At 34.2% G+C, this 17,340-nt stretch carries 17 protein-coding genes and 1 pseudogene; 8 read left to right on the top strand and 10 right to left on the bottom strand.

The annotated features are described in order from the left end of the window. Window positions 1-73: 73 nt before the first annotated feature. Complete coding sequence (locus tag ACEWK1_RS07135) at window positions 74-871, bottom strand: fumarylacetoacetate hydrolase family protein (protein ID WP_416635824.1); 798 nt, start codon at window positions 869-871, stop codon at window positions 74-76. 208 nt (window positions 872-1,079) lie between these two features. Further along, a complete protein-coding gene (locus tag ACEWK1_RS07130; protein ID WP_416635823.1) occupies window positions 1,080-3,035 on the bottom strand; it encodes an LTA synthase family protein in 1,956 nt (651 codons plus the stop codon). A 250-nt stretch (window positions 3,036-3,285) separates the two neighbouring features. On the opposite strand from ACEWK1_RS07130, the gene ACEWK1_RS07125 reads away from it, so the two are divergent. The 4 genes from ACEWK1_RS07125 to sleB all read left to right on the top strand — a co-directional run bounded on the left by ACEWK1_RS07125 (window position 3,286) and on the right by sleB (window position 5,677). Next, complete coding sequence (locus ACEWK1_RS07125) at window positions 3,286-3,711, top strand: ASCH domain-containing protein (protein WP_416635822.1); 426 nt, start codon at window positions 3,286-3,288, stop codon at window positions 3,709-3,711. Between the two features lie 186 nt (window positions 3,712-3,897). Continuing rightward, complete coding sequence (locus tag ACEWK1_RS07120; protein WP_416635820.1) at window positions 3,898-4,104, top strand: Spo0E family sporulation regulatory protein-aspartic acid phosphatase; 207 nt, start codon at window positions 3,898-3,900, stop codon at window positions 4,102-4,104. A gap of 331 nt (window positions 4,105-4,435) precedes the next feature. Beyond that, the gene (locus tag ACEWK1_RS07115) at window positions 4,436-4,720 is read left to right on the top strand and encodes a hypothetical protein (protein WP_416635819.1); all 285 of its coding nucleotides are present in this window, start codon (window positions 4,436-4,438) and stop codon (window positions 4,718-4,720) included. A 285-nt stretch (window positions 4,721-5,005) separates the two neighbouring features. Continuing rightward, a complete protein-coding gene (gene sleB, locus ACEWK1_RS07110; protein ID WP_416635891.1) occupies window positions 5,006-5,677 on the top strand; it encodes a spore cortex-lytic enzyme in 672 nt (223 codons plus the stop codon). A gap of 124 nt (window positions 5,678-5,801) precedes the next feature. Here sleB and ACEWK1_RS07105 read toward each other — a convergent pair whose 3' ends face one another. Together ACEWK1_RS07105 and ACEWK1_RS07100 are read right to left on the bottom strand one after the other, a co-directional pair. Further along, a complete protein-coding gene (locus tag ACEWK1_RS07105; protein ID WP_416635818.1) occupies window positions 5,802-7,436 on the bottom strand; it encodes a Na/Pi cotransporter family protein in 1,635 nt (544 codons plus the stop codon). A 500-nt stretch (window positions 7,437-7,936) separates the two neighbouring features. Next, window positions 7,937-8,302, bottom strand: coding sequence for a winged helix-turn-helix transcriptional regulator (locus ACEWK1_RS07100; RefSeq protein ID WP_416635817.1), 366 nt, complete (start codon window positions 8,300-8,302; stop codon window positions 7,937-7,939). A 147-nt stretch (window positions 8,303-8,449) separates the two neighbouring features. Here ACEWK1_RS07100 and hxlA point away from each other — a divergent pair. Next, a pseudogene (gene hxlA, locus ACEWK1_RS07095) lies at window positions 8,450-9,090 on the top strand (3-hexulose-6-phosphate synthase). 14 nt (window positions 9,091-9,104) lie between these two features. Next, window positions 9,105-9,662 carry a 6-phospho-3-hexuloisomerase gene (gene hxlB, locus ACEWK1_RS07090; protein ID WP_416635815.1) on the top strand — a complete coding sequence of 186 codons (558 nt, stop codon included), beginning with the start codon at window positions 9,105-9,107 and terminating at the stop codon, window positions 9,660-9,662. 199 nt (window positions 9,663-9,861) lie between these two features. On the opposite strand, the gene ACEWK1_RS07085 is transcribed toward hxlB, so the two are convergent. The 3 genes from ACEWK1_RS07085 to proV are packed head-to-tail and all read right to left on the bottom strand — an operon-like array spanning window position 9,862 to window position 12,864. Further along, window positions 9,862-10,773, bottom strand: coding sequence for a glycine betaine ABC transporter substrate-binding protein (locus tag ACEWK1_RS07085; RefSeq protein WP_416635814.1), 912 nt, complete (start codon window positions 10,771-10,773; stop codon window positions 9,862-9,864). Then, the gene (locus ACEWK1_RS07080) at window positions 10,773-11,612 is read right to left on the bottom strand and encodes an ABC transporter permease (RefSeq protein WP_416635890.1); all 840 of its coding nucleotides are present in this window, start codon (window positions 11,610-11,612) and stop codon (window positions 10,773-10,775) included. The genes ACEWK1_RS07085 and ACEWK1_RS07080 overlap by 1 nt, the downstream gene beginning before the upstream one ends. 10 nt (window positions 11,613-11,622) lie before the next feature. Further along, entirely contained in the window at window positions 11,623-12,864 is a 1,242-nt protein-coding gene (proV, locus tag ACEWK1_RS07075) for a glycine betaine/L-proline ABC transporter ATP-binding protein ProV (RefSeq protein ID WP_416635813.1), read from the bottom strand. A gap of 257 nt (window positions 12,865-13,121) precedes the next feature. Here proV and ACEWK1_RS07070 point away from each other — a divergent pair, with 257 nt between their 5' ends. Together ACEWK1_RS07070 and ACEWK1_RS07065 are read left to right on the top strand one after the other, a co-directional pair. Further along, a complete protein-coding gene (locus ACEWK1_RS07070) occupies window positions 13,122-13,664 on the top strand; it encodes a GbsR/MarR family transcriptional regulator (protein ID WP_416635812.1) in 543 nt (180 codons plus the stop codon). 495 nt (window positions 13,665-14,159) lie between these two features. Beyond that, window positions 14,160-14,315 carry a YpzG family protein gene (locus ACEWK1_RS07065; RefSeq protein WP_098799364.1) on the top strand — a complete coding sequence of 52 codons (156 nt, stop codon included), beginning with the start codon at window positions 14,160-14,162 and terminating at the stop codon, window positions 14,313-14,315. A 119-nt stretch (window positions 14,316-14,434) separates the two neighbouring features. Here ACEWK1_RS07065 and ACEWK1_RS07060 read toward each other — a convergent pair whose 3' ends face one another. The 3 genes from ACEWK1_RS07060 to ACEWK1_RS07050 form a co-directional block, all read right to left on the bottom strand. Further along, window positions 14,435-14,659, bottom strand: a complete 225-nt coding sequence (locus ACEWK1_RS07060; RefSeq protein WP_416635889.1) for an FxLYD domain-containing protein — start codon at window positions 14,657-14,659, stop codon at window positions 14,435-14,437. Window positions 14,660-14,712: 53 nt separating this feature from the next. Next, window positions 14,713-15,006: a hypothetical protein gene (locus ACEWK1_RS07055; RefSeq protein ID WP_416635810.1), complete on the bottom strand. Its 294-nt coding sequence runs from the start codon at window positions 15,004-15,006 to the stop codon at window positions 14,713-14,715. Window positions 15,007-15,108: 102 nt separating this feature from the next. After that, window positions 15,109-16,647, bottom strand: coding sequence for a glycine betaine uptake BCCT transporter (locus ACEWK1_RS07050; RefSeq protein WP_416635809.1), 1,539 nt, complete (start codon window positions 16,645-16,647; stop codon window positions 15,109-15,111). Window positions 16,648-17,340: the final 693 nt, after the last annotated feature.

Genomic DNA, 17,340 nt, shown 5'->3' with positions numbered 1-17,340 from the left:
TCCTAGCACCCTGTTGCTCTATTTCTTTCACACACCAACCTGCTATGACTGCCGTTAAAATCTAAAAAGTGGTCTACTTCACATAATTACAAAGCTTACCAATCTTCTCCACTTCCACAGTCACAACATCTCCTGACTTCATAGGACAACTCCCTGATGGAGAACCTGTAGCTAAAACATCCCCTGGCTCCAATGTCATCACCTGTGAAATCCAGCTAATAAGAAATGGTATGGAAAAGGACATTTGATTTGTGTTGCCATTTTGTACAACCTGATCATTTAACGTTGTAACGATTTGCAAATTAGTTGGATCTAAACCTGTAACAATCCACGGACCTAAAGGACCAAATGTATCGAATCCTTTTGCACGTGTAAATTGCGGATCTGTCTTTGTAAGATCTCTTGCTGTAACATCATTAAATATTGTACAACCGAAAACATAATCCAATGCTTCTTCTTCTTTTATGTTTTTTCCACGCTTTCCAATTATAAGAGCCACTTCCCCTTCCAATTCTACCTGGTTGGTTAACTTGTTAGAAGGAAGAATGATATCTCCGCCGTTAGGAATTAAGGAAGAAGCAGGTTTTAAAAATAAAAAAGGTTCTTTGAGGTTAGCTTGTCCTCCAGTTTCTTTTGCATGTTCTGTATATGTCCAGCCGAAATTAATCACTTTTTGTGGTACAACTGGCTCTAAAATTTTCACATCACCAATGTTAAGCCTTACACCATCAAATGTTATTTCATCATTTATTATTTCAGTGAATGAATTAGTTAATTGTAAGATCTCTCCATCTTCAATGATCCCATAATATACCTTCTCATCAGCACTAAGATAACGTACGATCGTTTGTGTTTTTTGCCCTAGCTTCATTCTTGTACCAGCTCCAGTTGTAAAATGTACTTGCTAAATTAAGTTCCATATCTCTTGTTAGAAGAAATTTATCAAAGATCTGAATAAGCTTATTATGTAATGATATTCTTTGAATAACTCTATGTACTATGTATTATTCAATTAAAAAGAGTATTAATCCTTTCTTGGATTAATACTCTTTTATTTACTCCACCGAGCTTATTAGTTATTATTCAGTCTCCACTTCAGTAGTACTATCCTGCTCAGTAATAACCGGATTTCTATTAATATAATCATACTGTGAACGATCAACTGGGACAAAACCTTCAGGAGTGTAGAAGCGTAAAAGATCACCTTCTACCACTTTATCAGAATATCCTAGTTTAGTTTCAGTGATTTCCTTCAGTTGCTTTGCTTCTTCTGTTGCTTCGATCTCAGTACCAGTAGATGAATCATAGTACTTACCACCAGTGTATGTTATTTCTGGACCTACGAAATCACCATTTCTAAATGGTACAAGCTCATCATGGTCTTCTGATAATAAGTCTGTACCGAATTGCATATATGGTTTTGATTCAATTCCTAATAAGTGCATAAGAGTTGGAAGTAAGTCAATTTGACCACCATATTGGTGCATTGTACCGCCCTCTATTCCAGGTACGTGAATTAATAAAGGTACCCGTTGCAGGCCAGCACTTTCAAATGGTGTAATTTCTTTGTTTAAGACTTTTGACATTGCCTCATTATGGTTTTCAGAGATACCATAATGATCACCGTACATAATCACAACAGTGTTTTCATATAAACCAGATTCCTTTAAATAATCAAAGAACTCTTTTAAAGCTTCATCCGCATATCGTGCTGTCTGGAAATACTGATCAACAGACGCATCTCCAGTTGTATGCTGTTCAATTGTTGCAAGTTCTTGATCCATATTATAAGGGAAATGGTGAGTTACTGTTATGAATTTTGTATAAAATGGCTGTGGTAACGATTCAAGTAAAGGCTGTGATTGTTCTAAAAATGGCTTATCCATTAATCCATACTCTGCCAGATCTTCTGAATTCAACGAGTAATAACTTGAATCAAAAAATTTGTCATAGCCAAAAGATTTATAAATCTCATCACGATTCCAAAACGAACCTTTATTTCCGTGGAACACAGCTGAAGTGTAACCATTCTGTCCTAAAATAGCTGGCGCAGCTTGATACGTGTTCATTCCTTTTAATGAAAATGCAGATCCTTGTGGTAATCCGAACAAGGAATTTTCTAACATAAATTCAGCATCAGCAGTTTTCCCTTGAGCTGTTTGATGAAAGAAATTGTCAAAATACAGGATATTTTCACTTCTAGTTAAAGAGTTCAGGAATGGAGTTACTTCTTCACCATTAAGCTTATAATCAATTAAGAAATTCTGAATTGATTCAAGGTGGAAGTAAACAACGTTCATTCCTTTTGCAGCACCGAAATATTCTGGATTAGGAGCTGCGTAATTTGTACTTTTATAATTCAGCACTTCAGTTACATCGTCCGAATCTGCCATTGCACGCTTTGCTGATACATTTGCACTTAGCACAGCATCATAAATCGTATAGTTGTACATCCCAAGGTATTTAACAATATAGTTACGATCGAACGTTCTTGTTAATAATTGAGGACGATCTTTTTCAGCTAACCCAAGGTTCACTGACATGATTAAGATGGCAACTATAAATACAGTTGCAACACTTCTGCGTTTTATATTTACAGCGGTAATCCCCTTCTTTTTACCATATAATCCTAGGGCTAGAACAATTAGTGTGTCCAAGAATAATAAGATATCATAAGGCTTTAAAAGTGAGGATACACTACCACTAACATCACCAAAATTTTGCGTCTGCGTTAATGTTGGAATTGTAATAAAGTCACTAAAGAATCGATAATACACAACATTTGCAAATAACAAAAAGCTCAAAATAAAATCAAAAACAACGAGCCATAAGAACTTTCTTTTCGTTGACAATAAAGATAAACCTAAGAATAAAAGGACTGAGCCTAGTGGATTTAAAAATAAAAGAAACTCTTGCAAACTATTATCTAAGCCTAATTTAAATTCTAAATGTTGTACTAAATATGTTTTTAACCATAATAAGACAACTGCTAAAAAGAAAAGGCTCAGATGACTTTTTTTAATTTTATTAAACATCTTTACTTTCACCTCACGGTTGTCTACTTTTCTTAAAATAAATTTTTGGGTTTTGCTTAACATTCAACTATTCTATAAAACATTGTAAAGAAAGTAAAGTAACTTTGGATTTATTGTAAATTAAATTTGTCTATTTTTTTACAATGATTTAACGCTAATTATTATGATTACCAATGAAACTAATATAAGCAGCACATATTATAGGTATCTTTTGGCATAACAAAAGTGAAAAAGGATGGAGGTAGTAAAAGTGAAAGTTCTATCAATGATTCAACCATGGGCTAGTCTTTTTGTTCTCGGTGAAACCCAATATGAAACAAGGTCATGGAACACGAAATATCGTGGGCCTCTAGCCATTCATACAAGCAAAAAAATAGATAAGACAGCAACTAGCCAAGATACAATTAAGGCAATGCTAAATAATCATGGATTAACAAACGATACTCTTACAGCTGGCTCGATTATCGCTGTCTGTTCGCTTGAAAATTGTTTAAAGGTAACTGAAAATAATCAGTCATGGGCAATTTTAGAAGATGGGACAATTGTATCAGGTAATGACTATTTCCTAGGTGACTATCGAGAAGGAAATTATGCTTGGATTGTTAAAGATATGAAAATGTTGGACCGATATATCCCTGCTAAAGGACAGCTTGGATTATGGGAATATGATTTATGAATTTATCTCTATCAAGATGACTACATTTTCTTCCTTTAATATCGATTTTCCTATAAAAAATATTTATTTTTGAATAAAGAGGAAATTAAATTCTATCATTTAGTCATATATTAATTTACAATTTTAGTATTTATTTGTAAAATAATATTTCGATACCATTTATCTTCAATTAAAGGAGTTATACTGTTGAATAGTTCAATCTCTAGATATTCTAATGAAAAAAATGAATTAATTAATAGAATAAACTTCCACAAAAAAGAATTAATTGCAATAGGTTTAGCCAATGGCCTAAACCACCCTTTAACTATTTCTCAAAGTCAAAAGTTAGATGAATTAATTCTTCAATATCAAAAGTTAATAAGTATCTCAAATGATGATAATCTATTTATATAAGAACAGTTATAAACATTTCCAAATTAATCTCCTTCCCTTCCATATCAGATAACGCGTTTCCGCCTCATTAAAAGATCTCGTTTGCTACTAAATTTCCGACATTTTTGTATTTCCTACTAATAAAACACTAATTCCCTTCCTTGAACTTCTATAATAAATATAATTTTATAATTATTATAAAATAAGTATCATTAAAAAGTAAATTATGATAAAATTTTATAGCAAGTACTATAAAGCATAATATTCTGTAACGACTTATATAGTTAGTAAATGTGTACTTCTTTGCAAAATAATGTATAGGTAAATTAGTTAATATATTGGAGGTTTTAAAATGAATGAAGCAATGGGATTAGTAGCAATAAGAGAAGTAACGAGAGATGAGTTTCTTGTCTTGGCTCAAGATGGGGCTCGTGAGTTATTTGGACTCGAACAATATAAAGTCTTTGATGGCAAAAAAGGTGCAGAGCAATTTCACTTTGTCTATGACATGGGAACACACCGCTGCTATTTAATAGATAAAGATACGTGCTATGAATTAGTTACATCTTTCTATTGTGGTGAAAGTAAACCATCAATCATTGAGAACTTAAAAAACATCGCTTTATCCATTAAATAAAGATTACTTATAATTTTATTGAAATTTAAGGGAGCTCATTATGGAGTTTCCCTTTTTTGTGGTGGACTCAATTTAATGCGTACTCCTGCTAAATATGCACTTTTAATATTAATGAACTTGTTTTGTTTTATGACTACTCACTTTTTTATAACTGCTTGATCCATATATTGTATAAAAATTTACTCCAAACAAAAAATAACAATATGTTGGTGACAGGAGGAAAATATGCGCGATTCGAAAAAGCAGAAACATACATTTATCCTATTAGTTATTCTTATAAGTGGAATGATTTTAACACTCCAGGAAAGTAATACTAACGCCTTTACAAATCAGGTTATACAACGGGGGGCAGTAGGCGATGATGTCATTGAATTGCAATCTCGCCTAAAGTATATAGGCTTTTACAAAGGAGAAATTGATGGTGCTTTTGGCTGGGGGACATACCGGGCACTTCGAAATTTCCAATCTGAATTTGGTCTTACTGTTGATGGAAAAGCAGGTTTAAAAACGAGGCAAAAGCTTGTTAAAGTAACGAAATATGATTACTCCAAAGGGGCTGCTCAAGCTAAAAAATCAACAGCTATCAATATTCCTGCTGGATATTCTCAAAATGATATTCAACTTATGGCAAACGCTGTTCATGGTGAATCACGAGGGGAACCTTATATTGGGCAAGTAGCGGTGGCTGCTGTTATTTTAAACCGTGTTGAGAGCCAGACATTTCCTAATACTGTTTCAGGTGTTATCTTTGAACCGTTAGCTTTTACCGCGGTTGCTGATGGCCAAATCTGGCTAACTCCTAATGAAACCTCAAAAAAAGCTGTACTTGATGCTATTAATGGATGGGATCCAACAGGAAATGCGGTTTATTATTTCAATCCTGATACTGCAACAAGTAGCTGGATCTGGGGAAGACCGCAAATTAAACAAATCGGGAAACATATCTTCTGTAAATAAGCTAGACTATTCTTAGAAATTAACTTTCTACAAATAAATGGTGTTACATATACTAATTTATTTTCTCAAAAACTAAAGGGGCTGATTCAACCTGAATCAGCCCCTTATAGTTATGAATGGTTATTTAGTTCGATTCGACAGTTAATATTGTCTCAGCTATATTAACTGAATGATCCGCAATTCTTTCTAAGTTGCTTATTATATCAACAAACACTATCCCTGCATCACCAGAGCATTGTCTTTCGTTTAATCGCATGATGTGTTTTTTTCTAAGAACTCTCTCCATCTTGTCTATCTCATTTTCACGAGATAACACCTCTTTAGCCTTTTCTACATCATTTTCAAAGAAGGCTGAATAAGCCGTTTCTAATGTAACTAACGTGAATTCATACATTTCCTTTAATTCATTTGTTGCATCGTTAGATAGATTAACTTTTTTGTTAATTTTAAAATCAACAAGTTCAACGATGTTTTCCATGTGATCACCAATTCGTTCCATATCCCTTATAGAATCGGCTATGTTTGAAAACTCATCTCTTTCTTTTACTGATAGTGCCTTTGCTGATATTTCAAGTAAGTAATTCGTGATTTTTTTATCTAAATTATTAATTCCTACTTCATATTGAAGAGCATTCTCAGCATGTTTCTTTTCGCCTAGGTTTAAATATTGAAATGCCTCATCTAGACCATTTACTGTAAATTCCCCCATTCTTTTTAACTCTTCTTTAGCTTGTCCTAAAGCAATAGATGGTGAATGTTCAATCAAGGTTGGGTTTAAATGTTGCGGCTTCGTATCAATATATTTATCTTCACCAGGAATAAGTTTTGTTACTAACCATGCTAAAGCAAAAATAAATGGAAACTGAATAATTGTATTTGAAATATTGAATGTTCCATGAGCAAAAGCAATTGTCATCGCTGGATTTAAACTTAATGTATCTTGTAAGTAAGTAATTAAGTATGTGAAAGGAATTAATAGAATTAAAAAGATTACAGTTCCTATCAAGTTGAATAAAACGTGTACAAAGGCAGCTCTTCTCGCAGCAATTGAAGCTCCAATAGACGCAAGCACTGCTGTGATCGTAGTCCCAATATTATCTCCAAATAATACAGGTAACGCAGCATTTAAACTAATTGCATTCTGTGAGAATAATTCCTGCAAAATACCGATTGTTGCACTTGAACTTTGAACAATAACCGTAAAGATGGTACCAACTAGGACACCTAAAATCGGATTACTAGCCATACTTACTGTTAAATCATGAAAAGCTTCTAGTGACCTTAATGGTTTCATTCCTCCACTCATCAATTCTAAACCAAAGAAGAGTGATCCAAATCCAAAAGCAACTTGTCCAAATGAAGTAATTGCCTTCTTTTTAAAAAAGAAAATACAAAACGCACCAAGAGCGATGATAGGTAAGGCATAGGCACCAACATCAATACCAATGATAAATGCTGTTACGGTTGTCCCAATATTTGCCCCCATAATGACACCTATTGCTTGTCTTAATGTCATAAACCCAGCACTTACTAGTCCAACAGTTAAAGCCGTTGTACCAGAGCTAGATTGAATAAGAACAGTTACAAGTAAACCAGCTAACACACCCATAAAAGGATTTGTCGTGGTACGGTCAAGTATATCTTTTAATCGATCTCCTGCAGCGGACTGCAATCCGTCTCCCATATATTTTATTCCGAAAAGGAAAATTCCAAGTCCTCCTAAAAATTGAAAGAGCATTTCCTGATAGTTAATTTCCAATGTTGAAGTCACTCCTAAATAGTAAAAATTATTCAAAACACTAATTTATATTAACAATGTGAAGATGAATTGAAAATAACTTTACACTGAATTTACAATACCTTAATAAAATCTTTACATTAAATTTACAATAGAAGAATGAAAACTAAATGCTAATATTGTTTTTAGTAAACTACAAGTAAGTTTTATCATCCACGAAAAAAATCTCCTATTTCAGAGTACCACTTAATTTCGTTCAATTTACTTCTTCAATGTTATCGATTTTAAAGGTCCAAAAGCCAAATTAAGGCGGGACCAAGCTTCAGGTAAATAGTATTTGAAATTTACAAGAATGATACTGTCGATTCCTAAGGCCAAGCCTTAATTTTACTCCATATCTAGCATCCTGAACAAAAGGTATTTTAGATTTAACACTGTTTTTAAAAAACAGCTTTTTCTTATAATAAAGTCAAAAAATATACTACGTAACGAATTTCATTACCTAGTACTCTTTTAGATAATTATTTAGTAGTATCTTCTGTGAATGTAGTGTGTTCTAAATATTTTTTTCGGTAATCCTTACCCCATTCATACATTGACTCCAAGATCGGCATTAATGTCTTACCCTGCTCAGTAAGAGAATATTCTACTTTCGGTGGTACAACTGGGTATACTTCACGATGAACAATTAAATCTTCCTCAAGTTCTCTTAGTTGGTTAACTAGCATCCGTTGAGTAATACCAGGAATTAATGATTTTAATTGATTAAAGCGAAGTGTGCCATCTTTTCCTAGATTCCACATAATTAACAACTTCCATTTCCCACCAATAACGTTTAAAGTTAGTTCTTTTTCACAGTTAAATGTTTTCTCGTCAAACCGGCTCATTATGTTCCTCCCTTTCGTACTTAAAAAATCAAATAGTATACTTTTATACACTATATGATTTAAAAGTGCGTACTATCTTTTTTGACAATTAAACTATAATCAAAACTGTAATTAAATACAAACAATTAAAGTTAAGGAGGAATAGTAATGGAATTACAACTAGCATTAGATTTAGTGAATATTGAAGAAGCAAAACAAATAGTAGGTGAAGTTCAGGACTTCATTGATATTGTTGAAATCGGAACTCCAGTTGTCATTAACGAAGGACTACGAGCAGTAAAAGAAGTAAAAGAAGCCTTCCCTTCTCTTACTGTTTTAGCAGATTTAAAAGTAATGGATGCTGGTGGCTATGAAGTTATGAAAGCCTCTGAAGCAGGTGCTGGAATTGTAACCATTCTTGGTGCAACAGATGATGCAACAATTAAAGGTGCTGTTGAAGAAGCAAAAAAACATGGAACTAAAATTTTAGTCGATATGATTAACGTCAAAGATATTGAACAACGTGCCAAAGAGATTGATGTTCTTGGAGTTGACTATATTTGTGTACATACAAGATATGATCTTCAAGCAGCAGGAGAAAATTCTTTTGAGCAACTACGCAAAATCAAAGTGTAGTTTCAAACGCAAAAACAGCTGTGGCAGGCGGAATTAAGTTAGAAACACTACCTGAAGTTATTGAAGCCCAACCCGATTTAGTTATTGTTGGTGGCGGAATCACAGGTAAAGATGATAAAAAAGCTGTTGCAGCAGAAATGCAAAAATTAGTAAAAAAAGCCACTTTAGTATAATAAAGGATGTACACATGAAAACTTCTTATTTTCTATCAAAGGTATTGGAAGAATTAAATCATTCTTTACAATACATAACCGACGCGGATTCTGAGAGTCTAGTTAAAGCAATTAGGTCTTCGAAAAAGGTATTTGTTGCAGGTGCAGGGCGATCAGGTTTTATGGGAAAATCATTTGCAATGAGAATGATGCATATGGGGATTGATTCATATGTTGTTTGTGAAACAGTTACTGCTAATATCACCGAAAATGATTTACTTATAATTGCTTCAGGCTCAGGAGAAACAAAAAGCTTAGTCTCGATGGCTGAGAAAGCAAAAGGTTATGGAGCTAAACTAGCTGTTGTAACAATAAATCCTGAATCCACAATTGGAAAGCTAGCTGATATCGTTGTTAAAATGCCGGGTTCTCCTAAGGATCAGGCAGCTAGTAAATATCAGACCATCCAACCAATGGCTTCACTATTCGAACAAACGTTGTTGCTGTTTTTTGATTCTTCAATCTTAAGATATATGGAATTAGAAGGGGTAAATTCTAACTCTATGTTTAGTAGACATGCTAACCTAGAATAATGATTTGTAGCAGAAAGGTGTTTTTAAAAACCTTTCTGCTTAGCTATCCTCTGGATTTCCCCTTAGTTCACTCCGAGTTTCTACTATTATATATGTCTTTGATTAAAATCATTTTAAGTGCCCTCCACTTCACCTCCTGAAAATGGCATATAAGAAAAAAGATAGCTAATACTTCTAGCTATCTTTTCTTGGTATCAATTTATTCTTTTAAATCTTCAATTGAATCAATATCCATATATGCAGGTACAACTAACCCTAACTTTGTTCCAGAAAGGTTTGCACCTAGGTCTTCAAACTTTCCGTCGTACTCAGCATAATAATCAGCGTGAGTCGTTGGTAGCCATGCACCTACCATTGCATCTCCGCTTCCATCAGCAATACCAGCCCACATTGGACCTGCATCAACTTGAACTAATTCAACTTCATAACCAACACTTTCAAGTACATTTTCTACAACATGTGAAGCTGCGATTACATCATCCCATGCTACATAAAGAAGCTTTAACTCTTCTCCGTCAACCTCGTTAACACCTTCAGTCCAAGCGCTAACTATTTCTTCATTTTCGCTTACCCATTGTTCAGCTGCTTCGGCCGGTTCGTTTCCTTCTTGAATTAAATTCATCACTGTTTCAATATGTTCTGGTTTCCAGTTAAATTGATCAAGAAGCTTATAAGCATCAGGTTGATCTTCCTTTAAGCCAAGACGAACAATCGTGTTAACATCTTCAGCTCCACCATAAATACCTTTTGGATCTTCTAAGTATTTTAAGTCATAGCTTGCAAATTTCCAGTGTGGACTCCAGCCTGTAACGATAATTGGCTCCTCATTATCGTATGCTTTTTTCAAAGCGGCAGTCATAGCTGCACCTGAACCCTCTACTACTTCCCAATCATCTAGACCGTATTCTGGTAATACTTCATTAATAGTCAATTTCATAAGTCCCGCACCTGGATCAATACCCACAATTTCATAGTCTACTTGTTCTCCTACAGATGCTGTTGAACCTTCTGACTCTGAAGATTCTGATCCACTTGTTTCATTTCCTCCGCACGCTGCTAAACCTAGCGTTAGTGTTAATGCCGAAGTAACTCCTAGTAATTTTTTAAACATTAAACTGTTCCCCCTTCTTTTTTCTTACCTATATTTTGAGTGATGCGGTCTAGCAAAATTGCAATTACAACGATTGCCAAACCAGCTTCAAACCCTACACCTGTTTTTATTTGTGTAACAGCACGATAAACCTCTGTACCAAGCCCAGGAGCTCCAACCATAGATGCAATAACAACCATAGATAAAGCTAGCATGATACTTTGATTAATCCCGGCCATAATTGTTGGCATGGCTAGTGGCAGTTGCACCTTTAAAAGTCTTTGCTTCGTTGTAGAACCAAATGCTTCTGTTGCCTCAATTAAATCTGCTGGTACTTGCTTAATTCCTAATACCGTTAAACGAATGGTTGGTGGCATAGCAAAAATAACAGATGCCACAACCCCTGGTACAACCCCGATACTGAAGAAAAAGATGGCTGGTAGTAAATAAACGAATGCTGGCATCGTTTGCATTAAATCAAGTACTGGTGTAACGAATTGTCTTACTCTTTCACTTTGTGATGCCCATATACCAACTGGAATTCCAATCACAACAGAAATCAATACCGCTGTCAAAACAAGAGCGAGTGTTTCTAACATTTCTTCCCAATATCCTAAGTTATCAATAAGAAATAAGCCTAATAATGCAAATAAAGCAATTCTTATATTACAAACCTTCCAAGCTAGTAAACTCAAAAGAATAATTAATATAATAGAAGGGATAAAGCCTAAACCTGCAACAATTCCTTCAACAAAAAAGTCTACCCCAGTAGAAATACCATCAAATAAACCACCAAAGGTATTTGTCATCCAATCAACTAAAGCATCAATCCAATCAGCTAAGGGAAGCTTCGGTAACATTCCTTCCATCTTACATCACCTCCTTAGCGTGGGGTGCTTCAGGTTCAACAACCTCATTAATATATTGTTCGTTACCTGTGAGTGCACCAATTACAGCACCCTTAATCAGGATTCCTTTTAATCGATTTTTTTCATCTGTAACTGCAACAGGAATACTTGCAGAAGATACTTTTTCAAATAAATCAATTAATAACGTTTCCGTTCCAACAACTGTTATATCTTTTTCTAGGAAAGATTCTAATGACTGATTTTGTTCAGCCGCTTTTGATGCATCTTTTGCCGTAATCACACCAAGAAGCTTCTGCTGTTTATCTACAACATATATAGATGAAATACCTAATGTTTTCATTAATTTAAGGGCAACACGTGGACCCTTATCGATTTGAACGGTTTCTGCCCGCTTCATCACATGTTGTGCCGTTAGTACCTTCGAAAGATCAACGTCTTCTACGAATCTTTCAACATATTCGTTAGAAGGACTCATTAATATTTCTTCAGGTGTTCCGATCTGTACGATGTTACCATCCTTCATAAGAGCAATTCTGTCCCCAATACGAAGGGCTTCATCTAAATCATGGGTAATAAAGACAATTGTCTTCTCCATATTAGATTGTAACTCTAGCAACTCATCCTGCATGTCTTTTCGAATCAATGGATCCAATGCGCTAAAAGCTTCATCCATTAAAAGTACATCAGGATCATTTGCCAGTGCTCTCGCCAGTCCAACACGCTGCTGCATTCCACCACTTAGCTGACTAGGGTATTGATTTTCATAGCCCTTTAATCCAACTAGTTCTAGTGCCTCTAAGGCTTTTTTACTTCTTTCTTCCTTAACTACACCTTGAATTTCTAATCCATATTCCGTATTTTCAAGGACAGTTTTATGTGGAAATAACGCAAACTTTTGAAAAACCATACTTATTTTCTTTCTTCTTACTTCCCTTAATTCTTCCTTATTCATCTTCACTACATCTTTACCATCTATTTGAACTTGCCCTAATGTTGGTTCAATTAGACGATTAAGCAATCGAACTAATGTAGATTTACCACTTCCGGATAAACCCATAATGACGAAGATTTCACCTGATTTTACTTCAAAGGATGCCCGGTTAACCCCGACTGTTGAGCCTGTTTCCTTTAATATTTGTTCCTTTGATTTTCCTTCTTTGACTAATTGCAAAGCCTTTTTTGATGATTTCCCAAAAATCTTGGTCACATCACTGACTTTAATCTTTATATGATTTTCTTCCATTCTTCCACCTCTTTTTATCTGTCTCTTAGGACTTCTTAATTATAAACTGATAATTCTATATAGTTCAAACAGTATATATATTGTTTATTGTTTGTATAATACGTACAGAAATAACTGAACGCACTACATGCAATAATTGCTTATAAATACTCCTAAATGCTCCCTATTCTTTTATAAAGGAGACCTTTACATTTCATTTATTAATGGGTAGTGTAGAATTAAAATATGAAGAAAAACATTTTAGGATGTGAATTTATTTGAAAGACAATGAAACTTTAGAAAGAACCAGAAATGTTGTTATAGATGCAATTGCTCAAAATATGAACCTTTATGGCATTACACCTTCTGCTGGAAGATTATACGGACTCCTATTCTTTTCAGATAAACCGCTTACTCTTGATGATATGAAGGAAGAACTTGGCATGAGTAAAACAAGTATGAGTAATTCGGTTAGAAGCTTACTCGATTTAAATATGGTGGAAAAGGTTTGGGTAAAAGGTGAAAGAAAAGATTTGTACACAATCAAAGAAGATTGGTATCAATGCTTTTTTGACTTTTTCTCGATTAAATGGAGAACGGCTATTACAGCGAATAGCAGCGCGATGGAAAAATCCATAGCTACCTTACAGGAGATCATCGCTGATCCAGATACTACTGAAGAAAATCGAGAGCATGCCAAAAAAGATATCAAAAAGCTCGAGGAGAGAATGAAATATTACGAATGGCAGAACAGACTCATCGACAGCTTTGAAACAAAGGAAATTTTAGATTTTATTCCTATAAAAAAGGACAAGGAGTAAAACTAATCACCTGTTATGCATACTTCATAAGGACAATATGCAACTTCAAAATATCATCATACAAAAAAGTTATTATATATATATGAAAGAAAAAACATCAACTTCTCCAAGAATTGATGTTTTTTCTTATTATTAACATGAAATCAGGTCATTTTAAATGCACTGCTGAGAAAAATTCAGACCGTTTTATGTTAAATATAAATTTATCTGCGATTTTGAAGGGTTTATCTGCGATTCTGAACACTTTATCCGCGATTTTAGAGTTTTATCTGCGATTATTTCATTTTATCCGCGTTTCTGCAAAATTCTACACATTTCGCAATATCATTATGGAGGTCCGATCATTTATATTATAAACTTTATTTCTTGCTTTACTCAGCATTTCGTTTTGAAGGTAATAAACCTAAAACCCATACATAATTTCTATCCTTACCGCAAAAGATATATAGTGATATTCCCTTGAATATCATTATCCTAACACGAGGTGATAAAATAATGAGCTACAAAGATCAATTAGATCAACAATCTCAGTTATTTCACCATAGATGGACAAGTCGTAAGCATTTAAATTCTCAAGTAAATGGTGAAACACAAGTTACACAAAATACCATTAGAGCAAGAGGAAATGCAAAGGCACATCGCATGTTTTAGGATAAAAACTCTAGGGATATTTAAAAAGGCCTATGCTAACCGCATAGGTCTTCCTAATTGTTTTTATCAACTTGGAATAGGTGTTTTGTTGTACTCCCTGCATTTCGTACAGAAATTACTTACTCTACCTCTTCTGCATACACACCCACAACTTTAAAACTGTCTGCATACTCACTGATTGAGTATGTTTCTAAATTCCATGATCCACCAGGCTTTAAGTCATAAATATATTCAATTTGACTGTCTACGATCGATCCCTTTTTATCATAAAATTGTACATCAATACTTATGTAGCGGTATTCCTTATTTGAGTTATTTATTATTTCCCCTTTAACTGAGTTAATTTCATAATAATTGCTATTAAATCAAAAAACGAACATTTTTCTTCTTGGATAACTTATTGTTTAATATTTTCGCCTTCTTCTTTAGACAGAGCATTTGTTATTACTTCATCATATACCTCAACTACCTGAAACTGTGGCCCAACTAGATAACCTGTTAAAACAGCAATACCAATAAAAAGTAAAAAACGAATAAAACCAAACTTCTTTTTCGGGGCCTTACGATTATTTTCTAACGTTTTATTAAAGCCAATTATACCATCTAAAATTTCTTTAAAAGAATCTGCATCATCGGGTGGTAAATCAGTGATTTCAATTTTTGATCCAGAGAAAAACAGTTCCATCGCCACATAATATTTCAGGAAAACAAGTAAACCTTACGTTACCGAAAAGCATCAACTAACACCAAAAAGCCACCCTTACTAAGTTTCAAGGGTGCTTTCGATAAGTCTTTAGCTTACTATTGGATTCTTGGTTTGTTCCTTTTTATTCTTTTCTTTTAGTTTTCTCTTTTTTTCAGTTTCGTGATGGGCTGCTTTATAAAATGAAGTACCCATCAGAATCATGATGACAGAAAACGGAAGAGCAGCTATAATCAGCATATTCTGCAGCCCCTGTGTGCCGCCAAAGTAAACAATAATAGCTGCCATCGCAGACATTGCAAGACCCCAAGTAACCTTAACCGGATTTGCTGGATTAATGGATCCCCCTGTACTTAACATACCTAGAACGAATGTTGCTGAATCGGCTGATGTAATAAAAAAGATAGCAATAACTACGATCGTTAATAATGCCATAAAATCCCCAAGTGGGTAATGCTGGAGAACCCCAAATGTAGTCGTTTCAAGAGAGTATTTGGAAATAGCATCAATTCCATTTTGCTCGATATTCAAGGCTGATACACCGAATACGGCAAAAAAGATAAAGCAAACGAGTGCCGGGACAATAAGAACACCTAGTAAAAATTCCTTAACAGTTCTTCCCTTAGACACGCGAGCTATAAAGATCCCTACAAAAGGTGCCCAGGAAACCCACCATGCCCAATAAAAAATTGTCCAACCATCAATCCACGAACGACCATCTTCATTTAGTGGAGACAGGCGGAAACTCATATCAAAGAAATTTGTAATATATCCACCAAGTGTTGTTGTAAACATATTCAAGATATACAATGTTGGTCCTACAATGAAAAGGATCAACAGAAGAGCAAAACCAAGACCCATATTGATATTACTCAAATATTTTATCCCTTTTCCAATTCCAGACCATGCAGAAAAGATAAACAGTACGGTTGAAATGGCAAGAATTAATAACTGCATCCCATAATTGTTTGGCGTATCAAATAGATAAGCTAATCCACCATTAATTTGCGCTGAACCGAAACCAAGAGTGGAAGCGACACCTACGACTGTAGCGAAGATTGCAAGAGTATCAATTAATTTCCCCAGCATACCACGCATTCTTCTTTCGCCGAATATAGGTATAAGTGTTGCACTTATTAATCCAGGATATCCTTTACGAAACTTAAAGTAAGCTAAAACTAAAGCAACAACGCCATATACTGCCCAAGCGTGAACTCCCCAATGAAAAAAGGAATATTGCAATGATTGTTTAATCGCCTCATCAGAACCAGGTTCAAATCTTGGCGGACTTTTAAATGCATGAGAAATAGGTTCAGCAGTCGTCCAAAAAACCAATCCCATCCCCATTCCTGCACTAAATAACATAGCGAACCAGCTAAGTGTACTAAATTCCGGTTTCTCATCTTCTTTACCCAATTTGATTTTCCCAAACCTGGAAAACATTAAATATATACAGAAAGCTAGCAGCAACATGATAAGTAATAAATAGTACCACCCAAATGCTTCTGATATATACGACGTTAGATTTGACGTCAAAGTCTGTAAATGCTCTGGAGCCACCGCTCCCCAAACAACTAGTACAACACAAATAGCAAGTGCGTACCAAAAAACTGAACTAACTTTGTTCACAAATTTTCACCTCATATGATATTTTCAAATATTAATTATGTCCTAGCTTAAGACATATCGCAAATTTTTATAGATTAAAATGTTTATAAATATACATGAACCAGTATTATTATTATAAATTTTTGTTAAACTCCGGCTCGATAAAGGATATTTAAACCTTTTGACTTATATCGACTGCATATTAATGCAAATCGCAATATAATTTCTAATCATGGTAGAAAAGCTTAATTTGGAGAGACACATTTGCAAATGTTTCCATATTAAGAGGGAGAAATCAAATGAAATTTTTATTTTGCTATGATAACTCTTACCCTTTCTTTGTGTTTTTCAAACTACATATATTTAAAAATAGGATTAGAGTAGCGTTTCTCAAAAAATAATAAGTTTTTTTGTAAAGAGATCATATTTCGAATTCATAACTCTCATTTAAGAAAATTCAAGGTGAGAATTTAGGTCACCTGAATTTATCTCTAAATAAGGGGTTAGATCTTTATTTGTTTTCTTTTTCTTGTTCTTTTTGTCCACGTATCGTTTAACGACACGTATCTTTTCATTAAATCAACAGTTAATGTACGCATCAACATTCGAACTGTGCCTGATAATTTCGTTTCACCATAGTTTACAGATACAAAAAAATAAAACGTCTCACCCCCTTTTGCATAAAGGAGTTTTATGACGTTTCATTTACATCTG

It is taken from the genome of Metabacillus sp. YM-086 (genome assembly GCF_048059995.1).
Classification (GTDB): domain Bacteria; phylum Bacillota; class Bacilli; order Bacillales; family Bacillaceae; genus Metabacillus; species Metabacillus litoralis_B.
Note: the sequence above shows the minus strand (reverse complement) of the source record. Positions and strands in the feature narration are given on the sequence as shown.